This is a genomic window from Fictibacillus sp. BK138 (genome assembly GCF_004216955.1).
Classification (GTDB): Bacteria; Bacillota; Bacilli; order Bacillales; family Fictibacillaceae; genus Fictibacillus.
The window spans coordinates 992,640-1,018,117 of sequence record NZ_SGXL01000001.1 but is presented as its reverse complement, the minus strand read 5'-3'; the positions used below and the strand labels follow the sequence as shown (position 1 = coordinate 1,018,117).

At 39.0% G+C, this 25,478-nt stretch carries 26 protein-coding genes and 1 tRNA gene; 8 read left to right on the top strand and 19 right to left on the bottom strand.

The annotated features are described in order from the left end of the window. Positions 1-19: 19 nt before the first annotated feature. A complete protein-coding gene (locus EV282_RS04945; RefSeq protein WP_077359415.1) occupies positions 20-214 on the top strand; it encodes a hypothetical protein in 195 nt (64 codons plus the stop codon). Between the two features lie 35 nt (positions 215-249). Here the strand turns inward: EV282_RS04945 and EV282_RS04940 are convergent, their stop codons facing one another. Beyond that, a complete protein-coding gene (locus EV282_RS04940) occupies positions 250-975 on the bottom strand; it encodes a GDSL-type esterase/lipase family protein (protein ID WP_130294279.1) in 726 nt (241 codons plus the stop codon). A 74-nt stretch (positions 976-1,049) separates the two neighbouring features. Then, entirely contained in the window at positions 1,050-1,208 is a 159-nt protein-coding gene (locus EV282_RS20145; protein ID WP_165389362.1) for a hypothetical protein, read from the bottom strand. Positions 1,209-1,342: 134 nt separating this feature from the next. Between EV282_RS20145 and EV282_RS04935 the strand changes: the two genes are divergently transcribed. Continuing rightward, positions 1,343-2,050, top strand: a complete 708-nt coding sequence (locus EV282_RS04935) for a TrkA C-terminal domain-containing protein (RefSeq protein WP_130294278.1) — start codon at positions 1,343-1,345, stop codon at positions 2,048-2,050. 28 nt (positions 2,051-2,078) lie between these two features. Here EV282_RS04935 and EV282_RS04930 read toward each other — a convergent pair whose 3' ends face one another. The 4 genes from EV282_RS04930 to EV282_RS20140 form a co-directional block, all read right to left on the bottom strand. Further along, positions 2,079-4,730: a sensor domain-containing phosphodiesterase gene (locus EV282_RS04930; RefSeq protein WP_130294276.1), complete on the bottom strand. Its 2,652-nt coding sequence runs from the start codon at positions 4,728-4,730 to the stop codon at positions 2,079-2,081. 199 nt (positions 4,731-4,929) lie between these two features. Then, the gene (locus EV282_RS04925; protein ID WP_130294275.1) at positions 4,930-5,157 is read right to left on the bottom strand and encodes a hypothetical protein; all 228 of its coding nucleotides are present in this window, start codon (positions 5,155-5,157) and stop codon (positions 4,930-4,932) included. Positions 5,158-5,376: 219 nt separating this feature from the next. Next, positions 5,377-6,021, bottom strand: coding sequence for a 3'-5' exonuclease (locus EV282_RS04920; protein ID WP_130294273.1), 645 nt, complete (start codon positions 6,019-6,021; stop codon positions 5,377-5,379). A gap of 210 nt (positions 6,022-6,231) precedes the next feature. After that, positions 6,232-6,408, bottom strand: coding sequence for a hypothetical protein (locus EV282_RS20140; RefSeq protein WP_165389361.1), 177 nt, complete (start codon positions 6,406-6,408; stop codon positions 6,232-6,234). A gap of 149 nt (positions 6,409-6,557) precedes the next feature. Here EV282_RS20140 and EV282_RS04915 point away from each other — a divergent pair, with 149 nt between their 5' ends. Then, positions 6,558-7,223, top strand: a complete 666-nt coding sequence (locus EV282_RS04915) for a hypothetical protein (protein ID WP_130294272.1) — start codon at positions 6,558-6,560, stop codon at positions 7,221-7,223. A 126-nt stretch (positions 7,224-7,349) separates the two neighbouring features. Next, positions 7,350-7,526, top strand: coding sequence for a YjcZ family sporulation protein (locus tag EV282_RS04910; RefSeq protein ID WP_130294271.1), 177 nt, complete (start codon positions 7,350-7,352; stop codon positions 7,524-7,526). A 44-nt stretch (positions 7,527-7,570) separates the two neighbouring features. Here EV282_RS04910 and nagE read toward each other — a convergent pair whose 3' ends face one another. From nagE to nagZ, 9 genes are all read right to left on the bottom strand, one after another. Beyond that, entirely contained in the window at positions 7,571-8,980 is a 1,410-nt protein-coding gene (nagE, locus tag EV282_RS04905; protein ID WP_130294269.1) for an N-acetylglucosamine-specific PTS transporter subunit IIBC, read from the bottom strand. Positions 8,981-8,995: 15 nt separating this feature from the next. Next, on the bottom strand, positions 8,996-9,901 hold the full coding sequence (gene murQ, locus EV282_RS04900; protein WP_130294268.1) for an N-acetylmuramic acid 6-phosphate etherase: 906 nt from the start codon (positions 9,899-9,901) through the stop codon (positions 8,996-8,998). A 40-nt stretch (positions 9,902-9,941) separates the two neighbouring features. After that, on the bottom strand, positions 9,942-10,988 hold the full coding sequence (locus tag EV282_RS04895; protein WP_130294266.1) for a DUF871 domain-containing protein: 1,047 nt from the start codon (positions 10,986-10,988) through the stop codon (positions 9,942-9,944). Positions 10,989-11,005: 17 nt separating this feature from the next. After that, positions 11,006-12,382 carry a PTS transporter subunit EIIC gene (locus EV282_RS04890; protein WP_130294265.1) on the bottom strand — a complete coding sequence of 459 codons (1,377 nt, stop codon included), beginning with the start codon at positions 12,380-12,382 and terminating at the stop codon, positions 11,006-11,008. Positions 12,383-12,435: 53 nt separating this feature from the next. Then, positions 12,436-13,155 (bottom strand): GntR family transcriptional regulator, encoded by a 720-nt coding sequence (locus EV282_RS04885; RefSeq protein WP_130294263.1) that lies wholly within the window; start codon positions 13,153-13,155, stop codon positions 12,436-12,438. 9 nt (positions 13,156-13,164) lie between these two features. Next, positions 13,165-13,884 carry a glucosamine-6-phosphate deaminase gene (nagB, locus tag EV282_RS04880; RefSeq protein WP_130294261.1) on the bottom strand — a complete coding sequence of 240 codons (720 nt, stop codon included), beginning with the start codon at positions 13,882-13,884 and terminating at the stop codon, positions 13,165-13,167. Continuing rightward, positions 13,881-15,068 (bottom strand): N-acetylglucosamine-6-phosphate deacetylase, encoded by a 1,188-nt coding sequence (gene nagA / locus EV282_RS04875; RefSeq protein WP_130294259.1) that lies wholly within the window; start codon positions 15,066-15,068, stop codon positions 13,881-13,883. The genes nagB and nagA overlap by 4 nt, the downstream gene beginning before the upstream one ends. 119 nt (positions 15,069-15,187) lie before the next feature. Continuing rightward, a complete protein-coding gene (locus tag EV282_RS04870; RefSeq protein WP_130294257.1) occupies positions 15,188-16,450 on the bottom strand; it encodes an exo-beta-N-acetylmuramidase NamZ family protein in 1,263 nt (420 codons plus the stop codon). An 18-nt stretch (positions 16,451-16,468) separates the two neighbouring features. Further along, positions 16,469-18,529 (bottom strand): beta-N-acetylhexosaminidase, encoded by a 2,061-nt coding sequence (gene nagZ / locus EV282_RS04865; RefSeq protein WP_130296905.1) that lies wholly within the window; start codon positions 18,527-18,529, stop codon positions 16,469-16,471. Positions 18,530-18,861: 332 nt separating this feature from the next. Between nagZ and EV282_RS04860 the strand changes: the two genes are divergently transcribed. Beyond that, a tRNA-Ala gene (locus EV282_RS04860) sits at positions 18,862-18,937 on the top strand. A 35-nt stretch (positions 18,938-18,972) separates the two neighbouring features. On the opposite strand, the gene EV282_RS04855 is transcribed toward EV282_RS04860, so the two are convergent. The 3 genes from EV282_RS04855 to EV282_RS20640 all read right to left on the bottom strand — a co-directional run bounded on the left by EV282_RS04855 (position 18,973) and on the right by EV282_RS20640 (position 21,224). Continuing rightward, positions 18,973-19,422 (bottom strand): YndM family protein, encoded by a 450-nt coding sequence (locus EV282_RS04855; protein ID WP_130294255.1) that lies wholly within the window; start codon positions 19,420-19,422, stop codon positions 18,973-18,975. An 87-nt stretch (positions 19,423-19,509) separates the two neighbouring features. Continuing rightward, the gene (locus EV282_RS04850) at positions 19,510-21,108 is read right to left on the bottom strand and encodes a sodium:solute symporter family protein (RefSeq protein WP_130294253.1); all 1,599 of its coding nucleotides are present in this window, start codon (positions 21,106-21,108) and stop codon (positions 19,510-19,512) included. Next, positions 21,105-21,224, bottom strand: coding sequence for a symporter small accessory protein (locus EV282_RS20640; RefSeq protein WP_347400180.1), 120 nt, complete (start codon positions 21,222-21,224; stop codon positions 21,105-21,107). The genes EV282_RS04850 and EV282_RS20640 overlap by 4 nt, the downstream gene beginning before the upstream one ends. A 273-nt stretch (positions 21,225-21,497) precedes the next feature. Here EV282_RS20640 and EV282_RS04845 point away from each other — a divergent pair, with 273 nt between their 5' ends. Further along, on the top strand, positions 21,498-22,211 hold the full coding sequence (locus tag EV282_RS04845; RefSeq protein ID WP_130294251.1) for a hypothetical protein: 714 nt from the start codon (positions 21,498-21,500) through the stop codon (positions 22,209-22,211). A gap of 33 nt (positions 22,212-22,244) precedes the next feature. On the opposite strand, the gene EV282_RS04840 is transcribed toward EV282_RS04845, so the two are convergent. Beyond that, positions 22,245-22,661, bottom strand: coding sequence for a hypothetical protein (locus EV282_RS04840; protein ID WP_130294249.1), 417 nt, complete (start codon positions 22,659-22,661; stop codon positions 22,245-22,247). 167 nt (positions 22,662-22,828) lie between these two features. Between EV282_RS04840 and EV282_RS04835 the strand changes: the two genes are divergently transcribed. Both EV282_RS04835 and EV282_RS04830 read left to right on the top strand, forming a co-directional pair. Continuing rightward, a complete protein-coding gene (locus EV282_RS04835) occupies positions 22,829-24,139 on the top strand; it encodes an alkaline phosphatase family protein (RefSeq protein WP_130294247.1) in 1,311 nt (436 codons plus the stop codon). 27 nt (positions 24,140-24,166) lie between these two features. Then, positions 24,167-25,438 (top strand): MFS transporter, encoded by a 1,272-nt coding sequence (locus EV282_RS04830; protein WP_130294245.1) that lies wholly within the window; start codon positions 24,167-24,169, stop codon positions 25,436-25,438. Positions 25,439-25,478: the final 40 nt, after the last annotated feature.

Below are 25,478 nucleotides of genomic sequence, written 5' to 3'. Positions count from 1 at the left end.
TTTCAGGGAGGTATTGTAAATGAAGATCGTATTTTATGAAAAAGGTGATCTAAGCATTATCGTTGGTGCTTCAAAACTCAAAGGCGAATTAACGATTGAGCAGATAAAAAATGAAAGTGAAAAAAAAGCCAAAGAACTTGGTGAGTTATTAGGCCGCGAGATTGGTTTCCTAATCGACATGAATGGAAAATTAGATGCTCAATTTAAAAAATAGTATGAAGAAAGCTGACCAATTCGGTCAGCTTTTTCTTATGGCTTCCACTGATTGTAAACCCAATTACCCATTTTATAATAACCTCTTCGGTTCGGATGCAAAGAATCTGAAAAATACATGTCTTTCTCAATATTTTCATAAAGTTCATACGTAGAGATGTATTTCGTCAATGTGCTTTCTTTACTCGCTTCAATAATTGCTTCATTCCACGAACGTATACTCTCTGGAGCTTTTTTGTCATACTCCTTTCCGAAATATGGGTTATATAACCCTAAAACATATACTTGTGCAAAAGAGTTGTTCTCCCTGATAACAGTAAGTGTTTTGCTTAAATTATTGCGCAGCTTTTCCTTTCCGAGCAAGAGCGGCTGCTGTGGGAGCTGACGGAAGTTCCAGCCAGCTGCATGCCTAAAATCGTTCGTACCTATAAATACAAACACATATTCAGCCTGCTTGAGGGCTTTTATTACGACGCCATTGTCCAATTGACGTAAAAGTTGGTCTGATCGTTGTCCGCTGATTCCGAAATTATTTACGATTACATTTCTTCCGGTTTCCTTCTGAATATTTTGACGCACAACGCCAATATATCCGGTCTTTGAAGGATCGCCCACACCATACGTTAATGAATCACCAAGTGCGACTATTTTTATTGTCTTTGTCTTATTAGAACCTTCTGTTTTTCCTGCTTGAAAAATAGCAAATAAAAGGATGGCAAGGATCGCTCCTCCAACTAGCCACTTTTTTGAAACTTTCCTCACATTACGTCCTCAATTCTAATTATTGTTTTATTACTTTTTACCATAATGGAGGAAAATATCAAGTAATGAATGTGCTATTTGATACGATAATCTTCCGAAGTTTGTGGTGCATCTTCCCAAAGGTGATCTTTATCATAGTGATAGGTGTCCTTCTTCACGAATGAATGTATGAGCAAAGCCACTCCTCCGCATAATAGTCCTGCCGGTAATAAGGCAATAAGAAAGCCTGTCATTCAAATCCCCTCCTGTACAAAACTATATGTGTACCAGAAAATTTTTATGAAACTACAAAAAAGGTGAATTTGAATCATTACATATATACTTTTAGGGTATAAGAAGATAGAAAGTATTAGACGGAGGTGCCTTCGTGGGTTTTTTGTTTACGTTATTATATTTTGCCATTATTGCAATCGTAATTGAGATCAATGTTCTTCTATTTACATTCACAGGATTAAAAAAGGAAATAGCGCGCTTCCAGGTAATTTCCATGTTTACCGCAACAGGATTTACTACAGGAGAGTCAGAGTTAATCTTAGAACACCCTATCAGAAGAAGGCTAAGCACTTTTTTGATTCTATTTGGAGTTTTCTCTCTTGCAGTAGTTATTTCTGCGATCAGCAATATTTTATCTGATGAATTTCGATCTATTGAGCTTGGAATGATTATTCTGGTTCTTTTAGGTATCTATCTAATCCTAACCATACCGAAACTTAAACATTATTTGGAGAAATCGTTTAAAGGACATCTTGAAAAACAATACAATCTAGCTGATCTGCCTCTGCGTGATGTTATGTATTTTGATGAAGATGATGTCGTAATTGAACTGCCAATCCATGATAACTCGTCAATCATCGGCAAGAAGCTAAAAGACGTTATAGAAATAGAAGATGACATGCTGGTTTTATTTATTAAGCGGGGGGATGTTACTTTACGGAAGGACAGCTATACTACTGAAATACAAGAAGGCGATATGATATTCCTCTATGGAAATCAAAACTCCCTAACGAAGAGGTTCAAAAAAGAAATGGAAGACCTAAAAGAAAAAACAGAAAAAGAAAAAGAAAATAAAGCGTAAAAAGGAGCTTAATAAGCCCCTTTTATATTTATACAGTAATAGGTTTGTTTGTTTTTATCCCACTAAAATGTTTCATCATCAACAACTCAATTTTTTTAGCTTCCATCGGCCTGCACGTAAAATATCCTTGGATTTCATTACAGTTCTTCTTTTTTAAATAATTATATTGTTCTTCTGTTTCAACACCTTCAGCCACCACGTTCATTTTTAATGAATGTGCCAGAGTGATGATGGCCGTCGCAATGGCAGAATCATCTGTTTCAGTACCAATCCCTCTTATAAATGATTGATCGATCTTTAAAGTATCAATATGGAATTTCTTTAAATACCCCATCGAAGAATAACCCGTACCGAAATCATCAAGCGCAAAATGCACACCCATTTTTTTTAATTGTTCGATAGAAAAAAGTATAGTTTCTTCATACTTCATTAATGTGCTTTCCGTAATCTCAAGTTCAACATATTCCGGAGGCAAACCCGTTTCCTTCAGAACAGATTGGATAGATGAAACAAGATCTCTTTGCAAAAATTGCCTAGCAGAAAGATTTATGGCTATCCTTACAGGGGAATATCCACGATCTATCCACTCTTTCGTCTGTCTGCAGGCTGTTCGAATCACCCATGCACCTATTTTAGTAATCAGTCCCGTTTCTTCTGCTAAAGGAATGAATTCTGCTGGTGAAATCATCCCCCATCTCGGATGATCCCATCGAATTAAGGCTTCTAACGCAATGATAGACGTCCGATCTATTGAATACCTTGGCTGGTAATGCAATAGCAGTTCATCATTTTCTATGGCTGCATGCAGCTCATTTTCCATTAATAATCTTTCATAACTGTTGCTGTCAAGTGTACTTTTATAATATTGGTACGTGTTCTTACCATCTTCCTTAGCCCGGTACATCGCAAGGTCGGCATTCTTCAATAAAGCTTTAGGATCGTGACCATCCAGAGGAAATATCGATACTCCTATACTCGCTGTAATATGTATCATTTCGTCCTTTATTAAAATAGGTTCTGAAAATATTTCTAGAAGGTCAGTCATTTTCTGTTTAAGCTTCTCTTCGTTTATATCTTCTAGAATGATTGTAAATTCATCTCCACTCATGCGGTACACTCTGCCAAAACCACTCGTAAACAGTTTTAGTCTTAAAGAAACTTCTTTTAAGACAAGGTCCCCAAAAGAATGCCCGAGAGAATCATTAATAAATTTAAATCGATCTAAATCTAAAAACAGGACTCCCAGCTGCTGGCTCTTATTTTCAGCGCTATGTATATGACCTTCAAACTCTTCTGTAAATGATCTTCGATTGGGCAAACCTGTAAGCTGGTCCTGATAGGCCATCTTTTTAATAAGTTCTTCGTGCTTATTTCTTTCAGTAATATCCCTTGCCACGACTACAATGTTCTCAATATCGCCTGATTCTTTCAGCACCGGCATGGCCCTGGCTTCAATCGTAACGTAGTGTCCACTAGTGTGAAGATAACGAAACTGAACCTCTGTCGGCTTTTTATCCTTTAAAAGAATTCTAAATTTATCAGATACAGCAGGAATATCTTCCGGATGTGTATACGTTAGAAAAGAGTTTCCCAGTTTGGCTTCAGCTCCAAAGATAAACTTGTAAGAAGGCGATGTATACTTCACCTTTCCACTCATATCAAGTGTGACGATTAAGTCCGTTACATTTTCAGTCATCGCTCTGAACTTGGCTTCACTTTTTCGAAGGGCTTCTTCTTTTTGCTTCTGTTCGATCGCTAAACCGGCAAGGTGCGTAAACGCTTCCATTGTTCCCCAATCTTTTTCACCAGGCGAAGAAGGCGCATTAAAGTATACGGCTAAGATTCCAAGCAGCTGATTTGAAGATGAAAGAATGGGGTTGCTCCAGCAGGCTCTTACTCCATGCTGCAAAGCCATTCGTTTCTTTTTATCGTTTTTTAGTTCCTTCTCGATGTCCACCAAAATAACAGGCTGGTATGTAAACGCAGCTCTTCCGCAGCTCTCTTCAAAAGAATTAATTTCGATCTGATGAATAGCTTGAACGAATGATTCAGACAGTTTAGCAGAGTATACATACTCAAGTCTTTTATCCCGCTCATTAGCCAAATGGATACACACTTCGGATTGCGGCATGGCTGCTTCAAAATTCAAAGAAATGGCTTTAAACACATCATGCAAGCTGTTTCCTTTCGCAATCATCTCTAATATTATTTTTTGACCGATAAGCAAAGATTCAGCATTTTTTTGTTCCGCATAAAGGATGCGATATTGTTCTTCTGATCTTTCTAATTTTTCTGCAATGGTTTTCGTCTCAGTAATGTCTTTAACAGATGCTAATAAATGGGTGCACTCACCAAGTTTATTATGTATAGGAGTTAAGTTCGTCAATGCAGTTTGGCGCATACCATTTTGGAACGTTTCCGTCTCAAACTGAATTGATTCTTCAGAGAATACTGTTTGTTTATATACCGCTTGCAATTCTTCAGCTAGTTTCTTATCCAGTACCTCGTCCATAAACCTGCCAATAACATCTCTCTGGATACCTGCATATTTAAGAGCTGAATCATTTGCTGCTGCATATTGAAATCTCTTTCCTTCATCCACTACTTTCATTAAAAACATCATATCGAGAAATCCATTAAATAATGTGTTGATCTCTTTTTGATCTTCTATCCGAAACATATTTTAATCTCCCCGATAATTAAGTTGAAACTATCAAAAAATTCTAATTTCTACTATAAGTATATAAAAATGTTAATTTTTTTACCATGAAAATTAAAACAACCCCCATAGCGAATACTTTATGTTCGAAAAAGTAAAAAGTATAAATAAAAAAGAACCTCTTCGCGGGAGGTCCTTTTGGTGTTTCCGTCTTAAATTTTTATCCTACTTCTTTAACAGTCATTGGAACAAATGATAGTAACAAAGAAATGATGTTATTCATTTGTTCCGGTGTAATATGTATTCCATCGTTGGCTAATAATTCTTCTTTAAGACGTATGATCCTATCCACTTCTTCTAACCGCGCATCACTCAAGCAATAATCAATTGTATTTAATAACTCCAGCAACTGATTATTTTTATTGGTAATGTAATATGTAGTGTTCACCAATAAACACCCCCCACTATCATTATTATCGAAACTAAGGTCATTTTCCTACAAAAACAATTCGTCAAATGACGACATATCTTACTTTATATGGATTTTAACCCATTATACCTAATGATTTTTGTCGAAAACAGTCGTATTTCCAGGAACAAAGTCCTATCATCAAATTATTGGTTAACTTATATTTTTTATAAGTTTACGCAAATGATTTTAATTACTTTAGTTAAATAACTTTGATAAGGAAGCAAATGGGGAGATTTCCTCTTCAGCTTTTGTCTTATAAACTAGTTTTTCAGGTTCAAAGAGTTTAGATTCCATGTAGGAAGCCGGATTCTTTGTAAACACTACATTGTTAAAAATCTTTTGAAGGATTTTAGCTGTATTGATAGCGTCATCTAGTGCACGGTGCTTAGATCCTACATAAGATAAGTCCAATGTTTGAAGTGCACGTGATAATCCATACCGAAAACCTTTTCCACTATCATGGAGCATACTGAAATGGAATTGCAGATCATTGTGATTAATAATCCATTCGATATCTGTCTGATGAAAAGTAGAATCTGTTATGAATGCCCATTTATCCTCAGGTCCCCAGGAGCATAAATAATAGTCTTCTAATCCGATCCATGCTCTAAAGCTATCAATGGCCTCAGTGTAAGAAGGAGCGGAAATTAAGTCTTTTTTTGTTATACCTGTAAGGTTCGTGATGCGTGTATTTAATTTATCCATCTTTGGCTGAACAAAGGATTGGAACGTATCAAGAAGCACAAGTTCTTCATTTACTACCTTCATACGAATTGCACCAATCTCAATAATTTCAGACAAACGGTTAGTCATTTCTAAATCATAGACAATATATTGCATCCTCCACCACACCTGCCTTTCATCATTTTGCTCTTTTGGTGAATGTCTACTATTATTGTAGATGATTTGTTAACAAAATGAAATATTTCCATGGTTTTTGTTCGTTATAAGCTGATATAATGGCTATGTCTTCATATTTAGCGTTCTTTAACATTATTTTATGACTATGATCAGCTTACATGTCATCTAATATCCATTCGTAAATGTTTATTAATCTGCCAAACTTTTCATTTTCAATTTACTTTTTCTTTTGTTAACATTATTGTTGGCTGTTTTATAAAAAGGCTGTTTTCTTGAACTTTGTTGCTCTTGAAAGTAGTTGATTTCCGCTCCAGGATGCTCGCTTTCCGCGGGGCGTGCGGTGAGCCTCCTGCCGCTTTGCGCCATTAGGAGTCTCCACCTGACCGCTCGTCCCGCAGGAGTCTCGCACCTTGCTCTCCAATCAACTATCCAATGAAGATAACAAAAAAATGACCGGAAACAGCAATCTTTTTTAGTAAAGCCTAAAAATCGAATTACATAATGAGGGATCTATTATGAAAAAACTAATAATTTTATTAATATGTGCTGTGCTTTTAACCATTTCCGCTTGTTCTAAGGATGATAAAACGAAAGATCAACCGACTTCTGAGGCGGTGAAAGCAGAGAATGATAAGAATGAATCTTCTCAGCCTGCTGCTTCAGGTGATGAAGAAGCAGAAGAAACTGTAGCAGCTGATGACGCAGAAAATACTTCAGAAGAAGATGCTTCGAGCGAAAATCAGACTGAAGAAGATAAAGATTACTTAACTAGCCATCACCAATTTGTTGCAAGTGAAGTAACAAACCTTTCGGAAAAAGAAGTCAGCAGCTTGTGGGGAGAACCCGTACGATCTGAAAAAATTCAATTTCGTTATTCTGGAACATCAAACTTTGTTCCGGCCGTTGTTCGCTATTATCAAAATGAAAAGTATGCTGTTACATTTGTTGAAGGAAAAGCCGCTCGCCTTGTTTATTCGGTAATTGATGAAGAAATCTTATTTGATGATGATAAAACAAAGGCACTAGAATTAGCTGGGCTGCCAACAGATGTTGAAGAAACAACAGATACAGACACCGCTTTTGTATGGAATGATATCGGTGGTGTTTATGAAGTCACAATGTTCTCTAAAGGTGAGTTTGCAGACTATCTATATATTATTTTAGATGAAGCATACAAGTAATCTTAAAAACTGACATCTTGGTTTCTATAAATCCGCATCTATCACGTTTCTATGCTTATCCTTTCTGCATAAAATGGGATGAGGAGAGAAACCGGCTTCTCATAGTGCAAGAAGAGGAGTGAAACCATGTCGTCGAGAAAGTACTGTTCTGATAGCTTTACGCTTTATGTGGTACTATTCGTACTGCTCATTATTGTCGGAGCCGTTTCGTACAGCGGAAATTGCTGCGTGTATTCGTATCCATGCCCTTACCCATACGGATATGCAGCGAACGTACCGGTAAGCGGTTATTGGAACGCTTAATCGAGAAAAAACACCATTCCCTTGGGAACGGTGTTTTCTTTTTATTACAGCTTATCCCTCATACTGTCTGCAATTGGCTCAACTTCTGCTCCCACTACTACTTGGATGTTTTGATTATTAAGTTTAATTAACCCTTTTGAGCCAGCTTTTTTTAGAGCAGCTTCATCAACTTTACTAATATCCTTAATCTGTAGACGCAATCTAGTAATACAGTTATCAAGCTGTACGATGTTCTCTTTGCCGCCCAATGCTGCAAGGTAAGCATCTGCCGCCGTATCATATTTTGAATCAGCTACAGTACCCGTTGCTGCTGCTTCGGCAACAATTGTATCTTCATCTTCTCTTCCTGGTGTTTTAAGATCTAATTTTACGATCAAGTAACGGAAGATTACATAGTACACTGCAAAGTATACGGCTCCGATAGGAAGTAAAACCCAACCATTTTGAGCTTTTCCGATATTTAAGAAATAGTCGATCGCTCCCGCAGAGAACGTGAATCCATGGTGGATATCAAACAATACAGCTACTGACATAGATACAGCTGTTAACACAGCATGGATAACATATAGAAGCGGTGATAAGAACATAAAAGCAAATTCGATTGGCTCAGTAATACCTGTAACAAAGGATGTAAGTGCCATACTGCCTAGCATTCCAGCAACTGCCTTCTTACGATGCTTCTTCGCTGCACTAATCATTGCAAAACAAGCTGCCGGCAGCCCGAACATCATTACAGGGAAGAATCCTGCCATATAGAAGCCTGCTTTTGGATCATCTGCAAAGAATCTCGCCAAGTCACCTGTGACTACTTTGCCGTTTTCACCCGTAAACTCACCGAAAACAAACCATAAGAAACTATTTAAAACGTGATGAAGTCCGAGCGGTATTAATAACCGGTTAAAGAACCCAAAGATTCCTGCTCCAATAGCTCCAGCACTTGTAATCCATGTACCGACATTTTCTAATCCCATTTGGATATAAGGCCAGATGAAACCAAAAACTAACGCAAGAACGACCATCGTACCCGCTGTGACAATCGGCACGAACCGTTTTCCGCCGAAGAAAGATAACCATTCCGGTAGCTTCGTATTAGAAAATTTATTGTATAAGAGCCCTGCTACAACCCCTGCCAGAATACCTCCGAGAACGGACATGTCAAATTTGCCTTCAAAGCCAAGATTCACTTCTGCAAACTTTACTGCTCCTTCTGTTAAAACAAAGTATCCGATGGCACCAGCAAGACCTGCTGCACCGTTTCCGTCTTTTGCAAGTCCTACTGCAACCCCAATCGCAAATATTAATGCCAAGTGACCAAAAATTGCATTACCAGCAGCAGCTAAAAAAGGTATACCTAATAAATCATCCTGTCCAAAACGCAATATCAATCCCGCTGCCGGAAGAACGGCAATCGGCAGCATCAGTGCACGGCCGATTCGCTGTAAAAATCCCAACATCACAACCTACCCCTTTCACTTTTGAGTGTAGTTTTTGATCGCTTCTTTTAATCTTCCATTTTGCTGTTCGAGATGTGTTTTTGCCTCAATTGGTGAAACACCAGTTACAAGCTGAAAGATAGCTGCCTTCGTGTTTCCATCCTGGTCTATCAACGCTTGTTCTGCAACATTTTCCGATACCCCAGCAGCTTCTATGATGATATTTTTGGCACGCTGTTTCAGCTTTGCGTTTGTAGGCTGAACATCAACCATAAGATTGCTGTACACTTTTCCCCATTTGATCATACTTGTTGTACTGATCATGTTAAGAACAAGTTTTTGTGCAGTCCCTGCCTTCATACGCGTTGAGCCTGTGACCACTTCAGGTCCTGTTACAACCGTTATGCACGTATCTGCTTCATTCTCCATTGGAGAATTTAGAGAACATACCACTGCAGCTGTAAATGCTCCTTGATTCTTTGCATATGCCATCGCACCAAGACAATAAGGGGTTCTGCCTGATGCTGCAATTGCTACAACAACATCTTTTTTAGTTACGTTTACTTTTTGTAAATCTTTCTTACCAAGCTCAAAATCGTCTTCTGCTCCTTCAATAGCATGCTGAAGGGCATAATCTCCTCCAGCGATAAGACCAACCACCAAATTCGGATCCGTTCCATATGTCGGAGGACATTCGGATGCGTCCAAAACACCAAGTCTTCCGCTCGTACCTGCGCCTATATAGACCAGCCTGCCGCCAGTTTCAAAAGCTTCAACTACTTTTTCAGCAACCATGCTAATCTCAGATAATACCGGGGTGATACAGCTGGCTACGCCTAGATCTGCTTCGTGTATTTTTTTGACCACACCTAAAGTTGAAAGTTCGTCAATATTTATCGTGTCTGAGTTTCTTTTTTCTGTAGCCAATTTTGTTAAATCCATCACGTTCTCCCTTCGGTGTTTGTTCACAACTATTGATCTGCTAATCTAAGAAAATATACTTCTGTCCGCTTCCAATCCATTTTAAAAGAGACTGGCTTTCCTTTTTTACATGTCCAGCTGTATTCACTTTTTGACTGACTGGAAGTGTCTCTAAACAAATTTGAAGTTCGCCTGCATATCTTCCATACAGCTTGTTATCTACTGTGATCGTACCTCTTTCGAACTTTTCATCCGATAGAGAATCTGGCTCATAGACTGTGTCCATGCCCCTCGATTCTACAGATCGGATTACATATTGCGCCGCATCCATTCTATTCGTGTGGATGCTGTTCAATAAATGCTCATACCCTTTATTAACAGAAACATATAAGGGGACAGTGCCTTCAGCTAAGTAGCTAAATCCTTTTGCAGTGTCTTCTGAGAGATTTGGGTCGCCGATGCAAATCTTATCCGTGTCAAGTGCACGAAGTTCTAAAGCTGCCTCTAAAGGCGGGATATTCCTATGGTCTTCAATCGTAGGAAGTCCCTCATGTAAAGGACCTCGTAACCGATCGTCACCCGGGACAAATCCCATCGTTCTTATTCCAAAACGGTGAAAAAGTTCGTTTCGATCTTTTAGGGCTTGTTTAGAAATGCCAGTGAACGGTTTCGGATAAAAGTTATGCCATGCTTCTGATTGATTCGGCAAGAGTCCCTCGTTCAGCAATTCTACAAGCTGAGTTTCATCGACAGTACTGGCATTCAATCCAATTTTTAAAGAATGGGACAGCCAAGCGATCTGCTTGGCTGTAAACCCATAATCCATCCTGACTCCAGAAATACCCCAATCCTTTAACTGAGGGAGTTCCTCAAACGTAAGGCCGAGACGTTCAAGTGAAGCCGGCGAAACATCAGCCATCACTTCCATATGAACATCCTGTGCTGTTTTCCCCAGCCACTTCACCTTTTCAACAAAAGAGAATCCCTCTTCTTCTGGAATATGAAGAGAAGTGAAAATGTACTGAAAACCATTTTTCGCCGCCCTCTGAATCCAGTCTTTATTAAGAGAATCCGGTTCACTTAAATAAATGGATATACCATAACACAAGGATCATTCACTCCTGGTTAGATGTCTTTTGCCATGCTTTCTTTAAATCCAAACGTCCATGTGAACAAGAATCCGAAGACGTAAGCAATGACTAAACCTACTAGATAAAGCACCATTTCATTTGGATTCACTAAGAACACTAGAGGTATTCCAGATACACCGATCGCAATTGTAGCAACCTCATAGAATGCCTGGAATGCTCCGCCCACTGCAGCCCCTAAACATGCCGTTAAGAACGGACGGCCAAGCGGCAGTGTTACACCAAAGATCAACGGCTCACCGATACCTAGCATACCAACAGGCAGACCACCTTTGATTACTTTACGAAGTCTTTGATTCTTCGTTTTAAAGTAGATCGCAAACGCAGCACCTACTTGACCGGCACCGCCCATTGCCAGGATCGGCAATAACGGGTCATCTCCGATCGTGTTGATAAGCTCCATGTGAACTGGAGTTAAACCTTGGTGAAGTCCTGTAACAACTAATGGCAAGAATGTACCTGCTAAAATAAGTCCAGAGAAAATACCGCCAATATCAATTAAATTCAGTAAACCTTTAGTGATCAGGTCTGACAAGAAGCCTCCTACAGGCTGAAGAACGAATAGTGTAGCAAAACCAGTAATTAATAGCGCAAGTGTAGGTGTAACAATGATATCAATAGATGGATGAACAAACTTTCTGATGCGTTTTTCTAAAAAGGCAATAAATACAGCTGCAAGCATCACTCCGATCAAACCGCCGCGTCCAGCTACAAGCGGATCGCCAAAAAGGGTAATGTTAGCAAGGCCAGGGTTGATGATCAAAATCCCCGCTGCACCACCTAATGCAGGTGTTCCACCAAATTCTTTGGCCGTGTTAATCCCAACAAAAACAGCTAAATAACTAAAAACACCCCAGCCGATCAAGCCCAGCATTTGTATAAATGCGGATTCTGGATCTGCACCCATTCTTATCGCTACATTAGTAATTCCGGCAATCAAACCTGAAGCTACGATAGCAGGAATTAACGGAATGAAGATGCTGGCAATCTTTCTTAGAAATTGTTTAAAAGGTGTAGCATTCTTCTTATTAATGGCATCTTTGTTCATGCGAGCCATCTGCTCAAGGTCCAAAGGGTTTGTTTCATCCTCCACCGAATGGATGTTCATACCTGTTTCTTCACTCATAGCAAGTGTGACACGGTTAACGATTCCAGGTCCGACGATGATCTGCAATGTATCATCTTCAACAACACCTAAAACACCGTCCACATCTTTCAAACCTGCTAGATCTGCCTTTGACGGGTCATGTAAATTCACCCTGATTCTTGTCATACAATGCATCAAAGTCTGGATGTTGGATGCGCCACCCAGCTTTTCAATAATGCTGTGAGCCATTTGCTGCTCTTTCCCCATTTTCCTTCCCCCTTCACGTAAACGCTTTCATTTTTTTATATAAAACGCTTCGTTTAGCGCTTCATATCGATCATAAATTTGTAGCGGTCACCCCGGTATACGGAATGAACCACTTCAAGCGGTTTTCCTGTAGTTAAATAAGTCTGCCTTTGAATCAGCAGCACAGGTGCGCCCTTGGCAATCTCCAGAATCTCACTTTCTGCCTCGCGGGCAATGGAAGCTTCTAAACTTTGATTTGCATAATCTATATGGAAGCCTGCATTCTCGACCTGTGAATACAAGGAGCCTTCTTTAATATGAATCTCACTTAATTGAATAAGCTGTACAGGGACATAAGTCGTTTCAATCGCCATCGGAATCTCGTTCGCAAGACGAACACGTTTAATCTCATAAACTTCTTCGTTTTGTGAGATATCCAATGCCTTGGCTAGCTTGTTATTCGCTTCAACCGTTTGGAAGGATACAAGCTTTGAAGCAGGTTTATAACCTCTTGTTTTCATATCTTCTGTAAAACTTGTAAGTCCCAATAACTTTTGCTCAATCTTTTTACCGGAAACGAAAGTACCTTTGCCTTTTCGCCTTGTTAAATATCCGTCATTGACCAGATTGTTGATAGCTTGGCGAACGGTCATTCGGCTTACTTCGTAATTCTCTGCAAATTCTCTTTCAGAGGAGATCATGCTGCCAGACTCCCATTCTCCTTTATCGATCTTCTGCTTGATCGCCTCTTCTATCTGAAAATAAAGTGGCAGGGGTGATGTTTTATCAATCATAAAAATGGGTCAACTCTCCTTATCTAAAAGCTTTCTAGCACCTTTATCCGCAAGCACTGTAACATGTGGATGATTTATTAATGCGGTTGCAGGTATATCTTCATTTAATGATCCTTTAAAAAGCTCTTTTACAGCATTCGCTTTTCTCTCACCTATTGCGAGCAGGAGTATTTCCCTGCTTTCCAATATCGTTCCAATCCCCATGGTAATCGCTTGTTTAGGCTGCTCACTGTCAACAAAGTATTTAGCATTTGCTTTAAGCGTGGAATCTGTGAGCTCTACAACATGTGTCCTTGCATCAAAACTGGTACCCGGTTCATTAAAACCGATATGACCGTTTTCTCCAATTCCTAATACTTGCAGGTCAATACCGCCTAGTTCTTTTATGAGTTGTTCATATCTGCTGCACTCTTCTATTAAACGATCTGCCTCTCCATTCGGAATATGAGTCTGACTTCTTGGAATATCAATATGTCGAAATAAGTGCTCCTCCATGTAAGCGTGGTATGTTGTAGATCCCACATATTCGTCGAGATTAACAGTGTGAATCTGGTGAAAAGTCTGCTTACATTCTTTACTATATTTCGAAAGGTAACGGTACATGCCTTGTGGTGTTTTACCGGTAGCGAGGCCAAGAACCAGCTTTTTAGCAGATTTTACTTTTGTAAATAAAATCTCTGCCGCCATCCTGCTGAGTTCTTCTTCATCTGAAACAGATATTAGTTTCAAACTTTCTCCTCCTTTCTCCGGTACGCAAGTTCTCCTATGCAAAAAGTCATGAACACATCATAATCCTCTGTTAATACCGTTATATCAGCATCTTTACCTTTGGACAGGCTTCCCTTTTTATCATAGATTTTTAATTCTTTCGCAGCGTTTACGCTTGTCATTTTCACGATATCTGCAATAGAACAATTAGTAAATTTCATCATGTTCTTTACTGCGTCATTCATGCTCAAAATACTCCCTGCAAGTGTTCCATCTTCTAAATTAGCTCTTCCGTTTTTAACAGTTACTTGCTGACCGCCTAACGTATAAGTACCTTCGCCTAATCCTTTGGCACGCATCGAATCAGTTATAAGTATTGTGCGATCTGATTCCGTTGAATGATAAGCTAGTTTAGTCATTTCTGGGCTGGCATGCACACCGTCGACAATCATCTCCACGTTTAATTCACTCTGAATGAGTGCAGCACCGGCAACTCCAGGGTCTCGGTGATGCATACCTCTCATTCCATTAAAGAGATGGGTGACATGAGAAATGCCATATTGTATGCCTTCTTTTACTTCTTCAAACGTACTGTCGCTATGGCCAATAGAAGCTATTATGCCATTAGTAGATAGATAAGAAGCTAGCTCCAGTCCTCCATCCATCTCTGGAGCAAGTGTCACTAATCGAATATGATTTTTCGCTCTTTCATTCCACTGTTTAAACTGTTCTATATTAGGCGGTTCAATAAACTCTTTTGGCTGCGCACCCGCACGCTTTGGAGAAATAAAAGGTCCTTCCAGGTGAATCCCAACAATTTCTGCAGATCCTGGTTGTTGTTTTTCAATAAAAAAAGCAGTTTGTGTTAATGCTTCTTCAATATGAATAGGGTTTTCCGTCATCGTTGTCGCCAAGAATGAAGTCGTTCCTTCAGCAGGTAAGGCTTTTGCCATGATCGATAAAGCTTCCTCTGTTCCATCCATCATATCTGCACCTGACGCTCCATGAATATGAATGTCGATCATACCTGGAATCATGATCGATCCTGAAGGCATCTCAGAAATCTCAGCTTTTTCATCCTCTTTTAATGGATTCACTCCGCCGACGTATTCAAGCTTGCCATTCTCTATCAGAAGATAGCCTTGATGAACGATTGTTCCGTTCTCATCTATATAGTCTCCATGCAACAATACCTTTGGCTTCATGTCCACTCCCCTTTATCACTTTATGCCAAGCGTATCATTGTTATGACTAGTTGTCTATACCAGTCAGAAAATTCAAATAAAAAAAGCTAAGGCCAAGTATTCAGCCTTAGCTCCATTTCTTAATAAAGCAGATAGTTCTGTCTGATTTCTTTAAAATCATTTAATTCATCTTGATAACGGTTTACGATCTCCTCTACAGAACTTCCGGATTCAATGGCATCTCTTACCCATCCGTTTCCAATCAATAAATCAAAGAAAGATTTACCAGCGCTGTCTTCAGCACGGAAAGCAAAATCTTGAGGGTACATGTCATGTATCGTTTTTACTAATGTAATTCCCGAAAGCACTGGCTGGAATAACTTTTCATCTGTTACATGTATTTCTACGCCATGAGATAGTTTGCCTGAATGCTTAGAGAATGACGGAATGAAAGATGCTGAACGGAACTTCACTCCAGGAAGTGCTTGTTCATTTAATGATTCAGCAAGATCATCTCCATTTATAAAAGGAGCTCCGATCAATTCAAACGGTTTCGTTGTTCCTCGTCCTTCTGAAACATTCGTTCCTTCAATTAAAGCAGCACCTGGATAAGTAATCGCTGTATCCTTTGTTGGCATATTTGGTGAAGGAAGCACCCATTCGAGTCCGCTGTCCTCATATGTCCAAGATCTCTTCCAGCCTTTCATTTCAACAACTTCCAAATCAGCATCAATATTGAATTTTTCGTTAAATAGTTTCGAAAGTTCACCAACCGTCATCCCATGTCTTAATGGAATTGGATAAAGACCTACAAACGATGAATAAGATGGATCCAATACCGGACCTTCAACTTGTTCTCCGCCAAGCGGATTAGGTCTGTCTAACACAACAAATGGAATGTTGTTTTCCTTAGCAGCTTCCATCGCATAAGACATCGTATAGATATATGTGTAGAACCGAGTACCCACATCTTGGATATCAAAAACTAATACATCGATACCTTCAAGCATCTCAGGAGTTGGCTTTTTTGTTTTCCCATATAAGCTGTATACAGGAAGTCCTGTTTTAGGATCTGTATAGAATTCTACATATTGACCCGCCTGAGCACTTCCTCTTACTCCATGTTCCGGACCGTATAACGCCTTTAACTCGATGTCCGGATGATTGTACAGCACATCAACGACACTGTTCAATTCACGATCAACACCTGTTGGATTAGTGATCAAGCCTACATTTTTACCTTCTAAAAGGGATATTTGATCACTCATCAACATCTCTAGACCAGTCTTAAAGTTTTGTCTATGTTTAAGGTGTTCACCTTTTGTTGCATTTAAAATTTGTGTACCAGGTAGAATACATGAAAACATAAGAAGCACTGCGAAAAACAATCCCCATTTTTTCATCTCTTCTTTCCCCCTCTATTAATAGCTTAAACCGTGTCCAAATGGATAAAGTACCGAATCAGCATCCCTATAAATTGTTACGGGAAGTTTTCCTGACGGATTATTCAAACCAAAAATCGTTTCTGCTGAAGCTTTGAAGCTAGCATCTCTAAATCCGTACTGTGTGAGATAAGCAGTAACTTCAGGAAAAGCCATAATGTCATATGGATTTCTAATCCCTACAGCAACCGTTTTATCAGGCGCAGCCTGAATAACTTGATTTACCATCTGCATTTGAGGAGACGATGGTGAGCGGCCAGATACATTGAATGTGTATGTTCCAAGAACGACTAAATTTGCATTTCTTACTTTCGTTAATTGCGCTTCACTTAGAGGCTGTGTTGATTTAATCAGTTCTACTGACGAGTGATGCTCAGCTAAAGCCTTTTGCAGACTATCACTATAGGTGTTTCCAATAACTACAACAGAGTCTAAGTTATTTTTATCCACAGGCAACAAGCCATTGTTCTGCACTAAAGTAATCGATTTGCGGGCAACTTCTAATTCAGTTTCTTTATGAGTGATGTTACCCACCACTTCTTCAGCATGTTCGATCTTTTCTTCCACTGGTGTCTCTGTCACTTGTTTGAAGATTCCGCGCTTCGCTTTTAATGTCAGCAGCCGTTCTACAGACTGATCTAGTCTTTCTTCTGTAATTTCACCTTGATCAACTGCTTCATATAATCCATCAGCCACTTCTTCTAACCCTACAGGCATTAAAATAATATCTGTACCTGCGTTAACCGCTCGAATTACAGCGTCTACAGGACCAAAGTGATCGGCAATTGCTTTCATATTTAATGCATCAGTAGAAATAACACCGTCAAATCCCATTTCATTTCTCATTAAATTTGTTAAGACTTCATAAGACAATGTTGCAGGGAGCGCAATTTCTGTTCCGTCCTTTTTTGAAATAACTGTTGTCGGATCAATCTTAGGGAAGGTTACATGTGCAGTCATTATGGCATCTATTCCCTCATTCATTGCCTGCTGAAAAGGATAAAGTTCTACTTCTAAAAGACGCTCTTTATCATGCGGGACAGAAGGCAGTCCTAAATGTGAATCTGTTGCAGTATCTCCATGACCTGGAAAATGCTTAGCTGTTGCAGCCATACCTGAATTTTGCAGACCTTTAGTGTAAGCAGTTCCTAAGTCAGCAACAAGCTGTGGATCTTCACCGAACGAACGCACTCCGATAACCGGATTATCAGGATTGTTATTCACATCTAAAACAGGTGCTAAATTCATATTGATTCCAAGTGAATGAAGCTCTGACCCGATCGCATGTCCGACAGATTCCGCCAGTTCTGTTGATCTTGTTGCACCAAGCGCCATATTTCCTGGGAAATCGGTACCACTCTGCAAACGTGTCACAATTCCTCCTTCTTGGTCGATTGAAAGGAGCAAACCATAGTCTTCATTAGCTTTTTTATATTCATCCACAAGTCTTACCGTTTGTTCTGTTGTCACAACATTTTCGCGAAACAGGATAACTCCGCCAAGATGGTATTTCTTAACTAACTCTTTGATTTCTTGATTCATTTCTGTAACAGGCTGGCCATTCCAGTTACGGAAATCAGGCATTAACATCTGACCCACTTTTTCTTTCACTGACATGGAATGTACAGCTTTAGAAATAACGTCATACTTATGCCCTTTTTGTTTTTCAAATTTGGCTTCACCATGTTTAACATGTACACCGATTCTGTCGTATAATTTACCATCTGTAACAAAGATAAATGTTTTACCGCTTTGACCACTTAATGTAACGACACCTTCATTTGAAACAGAAGCTACATTTTTATTCAAGGATCCCCATTTGAGGTTGTCTTTCACTTCAACATATTTACCATGCTCATAAGCTAATAGCGCTGAAAGGTCAAAGGTTTCCCCTTCGATCTCATCATCTAGCTGTGGAATGTTCTGTGCAATGATTAAATGCCCGTCATTACCTTGTTCCGCAGAAACAGACTCACCCTTCCCCATTCCACTGAACAACGGAACGATCAATACAGCAGCTAAAATTAAAAATCGAATCATTTTAAATACGTTCAATTTTCTAGCCTCCTCTTTTTTGGTAGCGCTTTCTTTCTTTGACACTTTTCGGTAGAAAAAAGGAGGTTCCTGTCACATGATGTTAAAACAGAACTTAAGTCCTTTATGCTACTAGGACTAGTTGTCTATACCAATTTTAATTACTGTTTTTACAGGTAAGAAAGCCTCATTAAAAAAAGCTTTATCTTTTTAGACAAAGCTTTTCGATCAAATCTTTTAATTATTGTTAGATAAGAGATTAGATTTATGCAAAATTAGCCAAAAAAGCTTGCGGCTTAATTTTTATAATTATATAATTCATTTGTCAGGACAATTATGGGGGCTTAGCTCAGCTGGGAGAGCGTTTGGCTGGCAGCCAAAAGGTCAGCGGTTCGATCCCGCTAGTCTCCACCATACATAACGAAAAACCCCTTGAGGAATCAAGGGGTTTATTTTTTCTTTTTGTCTCTCGGATCTTGCTCTTCTGCAAACTCAGTCGCATACCTTAGGCTTGGCTGTCTAAATCTTCTATGAGGACGCGTCACCTTTTTTCTTGATGGCATATGTTTCAACAAGTATTGATGAACGAAAACTTCTCCTGCTGTAATAATACCCGCAGAAATAATACTTCCCCACGCAATTTGAAGGTACCCGTTTAAAAGGATCGAACCAAAAATCCATACGATCATATAGATTAAAATAAATTCCGCCATTAGCGTGTTCTTTTTACCAAGTCGCGGTAGGAGGATTCGATCAGCAAGAATATAAGATACGGCTGTAGCCGTTACAGCGAATGAAATAATATCACTGATCGATGCATCAAAAAATAAATCCAATGCAATCCAAAACGCGATCAAAGAGACAATAAATTTAATTAAAATTCCTTTAGCTTGTTCCAATGAAAGACCTCCTTATTCTGTTCCTAGTTTGCAACAAAACAAGAAGGTTCATACTTAAGCTATTTAAATCTGTTTATTACGATTCTTTTATTCAGAAACAGCAGGAATTATTTCTGTATTGTCTCTTTGTTTATTTAGGTTTGTGCTTTTGTCCATTAGTGTTACAACAATGAATACAACTGTGGAAAGAGGCAGAGCATAAAATAATGGATCCACATGTGTCCATGGAAATGGCAACAGTGTAGCCTTACCAAAGATAGCCTGTGATAGACCAACGGCCGCTGCTTCTTTTAGATGGAAGAATAAAAATCCAATAATACTTACGGTAAAACCAGTGATCATGCTAGCTGTTGCGGCTGCTTTTGTAGCTCTTTTCCAATACAGAGCTCCGATCAGAGCCGGTAAGAATCCAGCAGCACAAATCCCGAACCAAAAAGCTGTCGCTTGAGCAATAATGCCGGCAGGAAGAAGGTAAGCAAGAATTACAGCTGCAACTACCCCAATTAAAACTCCAATTCTTGAAGGACTCAATCTTGAGCCGAATAAAGTGTTAACGCCTAGTGTCTTCAAAATATCCTGTCCAAAAGCTGTAGCTTGTACATGTATTAATGAACTAATTGTTGAGATCGTTGCAGAAAGAAGAGTTAACGTAAAGAGATAGATAAACCACTCGGGCATAAGCTGATTAATAAAAATCGGAATAATTAAGTCTACATTTCCTTTTGCAACACTCAAAGATATTTCACCTGTATTATTATAAAAATACAAGTTACTTAAAGGACCAATAACGAATGCCGCACCCGTCATGAAGAAGATAAAAATACCCCCTACAAGAACAGAACGATATAGCGCTCGGTCGTCCTTTACTGTCATACATCTCATTGCCAGCTGCGGCTGAGCCAATACTCCGACACCAACTCCCATTATGATTGTGCTGACAATTGTCCACCAAAGCGGTGAGCCAAACTCAGGCATACTTGTCCAGCCTCGGTGGCCCTGGTCAACAAGTGCCTGTGGTACAAGCTCTTTCATTGCACTTAACCCGCTATGTCCATCTACAATTCCGCCGACCGCTTTGTATGTAACAAACAAGAAAATGGCCATTCCAATAAGCATAATGACAGCACCAAAAGCATCCGTATACATAACCGCTTTGATGCCTCCAGTAATTACATAAATCGCGATGATGGCTGCAAGAATAATCAGTGCCAGATTAAAGTTCATGGACATTGATTCTTGCAGGAACCTTCCTCCACCGATCAGGACAATACTCGTATAGGCTGGCATTAAAACAAAAATCATGATACCTGAAAAAACGGTAATGAATTTTGAGTCGTATCTTTTACCTAAAAGTGTAGGGAAAGTCGTTGCATCTAAGTGTAAAGAAAGCTTTCTAATCCTCGTTCCAAATATTGCAAATGCTACAAAAATTCCTAGGACGATATTTAAAAAGGCAAGCCATAGTAAGCTGAACCCGTGCGCGGCAGAAACTCCCCCAAATCCAACGATCGCGGAAGTACTGATAAATGTTGCCCCATAAGAAAGCGCCATAATGGAAGGATGAATATTTCGCCCGCCAACTAAATAGTCGGATTCTGTTACTGTTTTTTTGTAACCATAGTATGCCAGCCAAGACATGATACCCATATAAACGATAAGGACTGGAATTAAGATCGCAAAATTCATTTTGAATCTTCGCCCCCTTTATTCCACATCACTGCTCCAAAAACAGCACACCCTACAGCAGAAACCACCGTTGCAATCCAAACAAACGTTATTACTCCGTCTTCCATTCCAAGCAAACTAATCTCCTCCTAGAACTTCAATTTCGAAACTTGAATATACATACAGCCGACTTTGTTAACGCTTACATTTTATAGCGCTGCCTAATCCCCCTTACAAATTTAATCATAAAATGTCATAATTTTTAGATTTCTTCTTTATGCAGAATATCCCTTTAATTTTATATATACATTCACTTTATGTAACATTTTTGAAATATTTTTGTAATAATTGAAACCAAATGAGGTTTACTTTCGTCTAATAAGTGAACTAGCTTTTAAGGGGGATTTAAATTGAAGAAAAGAAATCGTACGGTAATTTTCACAGTTTCAGCACTGCTTACAGTTGGCGTGTTTACTTTTAATAACTTTGATAGCAAAGCTAAGGCAACTTCAGATTTATACAGAAGTGATATAAATAAAATACATACACCTGATCATTCGGCGGAAACAATCTTAGATGAGACTGTTCAAAGTCAAAGGGAACAAAAAAAGCTGGGGGTAGAAAAAACTCCACAAGCTGCCGATGTTAATAACCAATCACCACTCAAGAATTCACAGTCAAAAGATGAACAAGGCCAAATTGAAGATAATAAGCCTGTAAAAAGCGATAAGGAAACAACAACTATTGAAAAAGAAACTAGAGTTAACCCTGAAACAAGAGTGGTAGATGGTTATACGTTTGTAAATATTACGGATTCTGCAGGAGAAAATTTAACTGATTTAGTTGAAATAGCAAAAAAGCATAATGCCGCGTTATATGCGATTGAATATAGTGACTCATTTGCGATGTATTCCAACAAAACTGGGGAACCTCTTATCATGTTCAGTACAGGTTCAAGATCTGTTCCTGTTGAGCATGCATCCATCCTTTACGACATGCATCCCTCCATTAAAGAGCAGATTAAATCTGTAATAGATACAGGCAAGGAAACAGTTGTTGAACTTGGTGAATTCCAGAGCTACCACATTTCTAAAACCGACGGAAGAATTTATCTTTCATTTTAAGCAATAAAAAAAGTCCTCCACACAGAGGACTTTTTATTTTTTCTTATTTATTTCTTTTAGGGCAACAACTTTTAATGCAAGCAATTCTTTTTCTGTAAATTTTTCTAATAGCTTTTCATAAACTGCTACTTTCTCTTCTTCACTCAGCCCGCCGCTAACCTGCTCTCTCGTTCTGGCTAATTCAGTTACCGTATACTTCTCAGAAATCAGCTTTACTGCTTCTTTTCTCGTGGTAAATGGTAGGTCTTTCGAGTTCGTTTCCCCTGTTTCAATGTATTTTCTGATTTCAGGGTCTTCGAGAAGCTTGTTTATTTCTTCTTCATTAGAAGATAATTCTCTAGAAATCTCACTCATTGCTTTTTCAGACGCATAGTCCATTACAAATAAATAACTGATTACACCCACTGCTATAAAAAACATGAACACAACACCAAGCCACCATTTAACCATCGAATCACCATCTTATCTTTAGATAGTTTTATTCATAACACACCTTCAAAAATTTGGAAAGTGATGATTAAGATTTTATAAGATTTCTGTTAGTCTTGCATCCCGTTCGTTTCTATTATGCTATTATTTACCATAAGAATAGATTAATTTGTATGCTGGAGGTTATTATGTCGCGTCTTACTGATCATTTAATCGTAATCTCTTTTGATTGCTTATCTACACTGGATTTCCCTATGCTGCAGGAACTTCCGAATTTTAAAGACCTTTTACAAAGAGGATCCTACTGCAATCAAGTTCAAACGATATATCCTTCTGTTACTTATCCATGCCACGCAACGATTGTGACCGGAAATTATCCGAAACGTCATGGGATCGTGAATAATACGCTTCTTCAGCCTGGCAGATTATCTCCAGATTGGTATTGGCATCGCAAACATGTAAAGGGAACCACTTTATATGATGAAGCGAAAAAGGCTGGAATGAAGACCGCCGCATTATTATGGCCAGTTACAGCGAGAGCAAACATCGATTATAACATGCCTGAAATATTCGCCAACCGTTCTTGGCATCATCAGGTTCCTGTCTCTCTATCAAATGGAAGTGTCCGCTATCAATTAGATATGAACAGACGTTTTGGTCATCTGCGGAACGGACTTGATCAGCCTGAACTGGATGATTTTGTTTTAGAATCAACAGTACATACGATTAAAACGAAAACACCAGGATTGCTTCTCGTTCATTTTGTTGATCTGGATTCACAGCGTCACTACCATGGCTTTTCATCAAAAGAGGCGAAGGCAGCTGTCAAGAGACATGATGTTCGCTTAGGACATATTATTCAAGCGCTCAAAGAAAGTGGTATATATGAAAATACTACTGTCGTGGTTCTAGGAGATCATAGTGCTCTGGATGAATCGAAGGCGATTAAACTCAACGTTTTGTTTAAACAAAACGGTTTGATAGATGTTGATAAAAGTGGAAAATTGAAAAGCTGGAAAGCCTATTGCAAGAGTTGTGATGGATCGGCATATATTTACTTAAATGATCCATCAGACCATCATACAAAGGAGGTAGTAGAGAAGCTTTTGAAGAATCTAGTAGTAGATCAAACAAGCGGTATAGAAAAAGTCATCAGCCAGCAAGAAGCAGCAGCTATGGGAGCAGATGAAAACTGTGCTTTTATGGTAGAGGCACGACGAGGCTTTTACATCAAGGAACAAATTGACGGAGAATTAATCGATTCTATTACCGACAGAGATGTAAGAGCAAAACGCTATACACTAGCGTCACATGGATACTCACCTGAAAAAGAAAATTATACAACAGTTATCATGGCAGCAGGTAAAGGTATACGAACAAATGTTGTCGTTCCTTCCATGCACCTTGTCGATGAAGGACCTACATTCGCTAGACTTCTTGGGCTTGATTTAGGCAGCACAGACGGATCTGTCATCGAAGATTTCTTAATAGACGGATAAAAAATCGTTATAGAGAGGATAAACCTAATGAAACGGTTTACGAAGGAAGAGAATAGCTGGATGTTCTATGATTGGGCTAATTCCGCATACTCCATCATCATTACAACAGCCGTGTTTCCACTATTTTATAAGGCTGCGGCCATGAAAGCCGGAGTGAGTGCTTCTGATTCAACAGCCTATCTCGGTTATACGATTGCCATTGCTACTTTTATTCTGGCAATGCTTAGCCCGATACTAGGCACGATAGCAGATTATAAGGGATTGAAGAAACGTTTTTTCACATTCTTTTTTATTCTTGGATTGATCTCTACAGCTACGCTTGCTTTTATACCAAGTGATCAATGGCTCTTATTATTAATTTTTTATACACTGACAGCAATAGGTTCTAGCGGATCAAACGTCTTCTACGATGCATTTATTACGGATGTAACAACAGAAGATAGGATGAACAGAGTATCATCCAGAGGTTTTGGTTTAGGCTATATCGGGAGTACGATTCCCTTTATTATCAGCATTGCGATAATCATTTTAGCTCAAAAAGAAGTACTTCCGTTTTCGACCACGATTGCAAGTAAGATTGCATTTCTCATTACAGCTGTATGGTGGGGTATTTTTACAATTCCAATGTTGAAGAATGTGTATCAGCGCTACGGTATTGAGAGAGAGCCAAAGCCGATTCTTAACAGCTTTAAACGTTTAGGAAATACGTTAAAAGAAATCCGAAAATATCGTGCATTGTTTTTATTCTTGCTCGCTTATTTCTTTTATATTGATGGTGTTGGAACAATTATTACAATGTCCACTGCGTATGGTTCAGATTTAGGCATCAATTCTACAAACCTGTTAATTATTCTGTTTGCCACTCAGGTTGTAGCAGCACCTTTTGCCATCCTATATGGTAGATTAGCAGAGAGATTTACAGGGAAAACGATGCTGTACGTAGGTATTTGCGTTTATATCATTGTCTGTATCTATGCTTACTTTTTAAAAACAACACTCGACTTTTGGATCTTAGCCATGCTTGTTGCCACTTCACAGGGAGGCATTCAAGCATTAAGCCGTGCTTACTTTGCTAAATTGGTACCGAAGAAAAACGCAAATGAGTTTTTCGGATTCTATAATATTTTTGGTAAGTTCGCTTCCATTATGGGACCTTTGCTGGTTGCTGTTACAGCACAGGTTACCGGGAACTCAGCGAGTGCTGTGTTCAGTCTTGTCATACTGTTTATTATTGGAATTACAATATTGTTTTTTGTTCCCGAACCTAAAATTGATTCTAATCATTCAATCAGTGCGTAACCATACAAGAGAGAAGACTGACCTAAAAGGTTTCCCCTTT

Coding starts and splice junctions, on each gene's coding strand:
- EV282_RS04945 (WP_077359415.1), top strand. CDS start 20: ATGAAGATCGTATTTTATGAAAAAGGTGATCTAAGCATTATCGTTGGT.
- EV282_RS20145 (WP_165389362.1), bottom strand. CDS start 1,208: ATGACAGGCTTTCTTATTGCCTTATTACCGGCAGGACTATTATGCGGA.
- nagA (WP_130294259.1), bottom strand. CDS start 15,068: ATGAAGCCAAAGGTATTGTTGCATGGAGACTATATAGATGAGAACGGA.
- EV282_RS04840 (WP_130294249.1), bottom strand. CDS start 22,661: ATGGTTAAATGGTGGCTTGGTGTTGTGTTCATGTTTTTTATAGCAGTG.
- EV282_RS04920 (WP_130294273.1), bottom strand. CDS start 6,021: ATGCAATATATTGTCTATGATTTAGAAATGACTAACCGTTTGTCTGAA.
- EV282_RS04885 (WP_130294263.1), bottom strand. CDS start 13,155: ATGATTGATAAAACATCACCCCTGCCACTTTATTTTCAGATAGAAGAG.
- EV282_RS04830 (WP_130294245.1), top strand. CDS start 24,167: ATGAAACGGTTTACGAAGGAAGAGAATAGCTGGATGTTCTATGATTGG.
- EV282_RS04915 (WP_130294272.1), top strand. CDS start 6,558: ATGAAAAAACTAATAATTTTATTAATATGTGCTGTGCTTTTAACCATT.
- EV282_RS04930 (WP_130294276.1), bottom strand. CDS start 4,730: ATGTTTCGGATAGAAGATCAAAAAGAGATCAACACATTATTTAATGGA.
- EV282_RS04870 (WP_130294257.1), bottom strand. CDS start 16,450: ATGAAAAAATGGGGATTGTTTTTCGCAGTGCTTCTTATGTTTTCATGT.
- EV282_RS04835 (WP_130294247.1), top strand. CDS start 22,829: ATGTCGCGTCTTACTGATCATTTAATCGTAATCTCTTTTGATTGCTTA.
- EV282_RS04850 (WP_130294253.1), bottom strand. CDS start 21,108: ATGAATTTTGCGATCTTAATTCCAGTCCTTATCGTTTATATGGGTATC.
- EV282_RS04890 (WP_130294265.1), bottom strand. CDS start 12,382: ATGGGGAAAGAGCAGCAAATGGCTCACAGCATTATTGAAAAGCTGGGT.
- EV282_RS20140 (WP_165389361.1), bottom strand. CDS start 6,408: ATGGCGCAAAGCGGCAGGAGGCTCACCGCACGCCCCGCGGAAAGCGAG.
- nagZ (WP_130296905.1), bottom strand. CDS start 18,529: ATGATTCGATTTTTAATTTTAGCTGCTGTATTGATCGTTCCGTTGTTC.
- EV282_RS04910 (WP_130294271.1), top strand. CDS start 7,350: ATGTCGTCGAGAAAGTACTGTTCTGATAGCTTTACGCTTTATGTGGTA.
- nagE (WP_130294269.1), bottom strand. CDS start 8,980: ATGTTGGGATTTTTACAGCGAATCGGCCGTGCACTGATGCTGCCGATT.
- murQ (WP_130294268.1), bottom strand. CDS start 9,901: ATGGATTTAACAAAATTGGCTACAGAAAAAAGAAACTCAGACACGATA.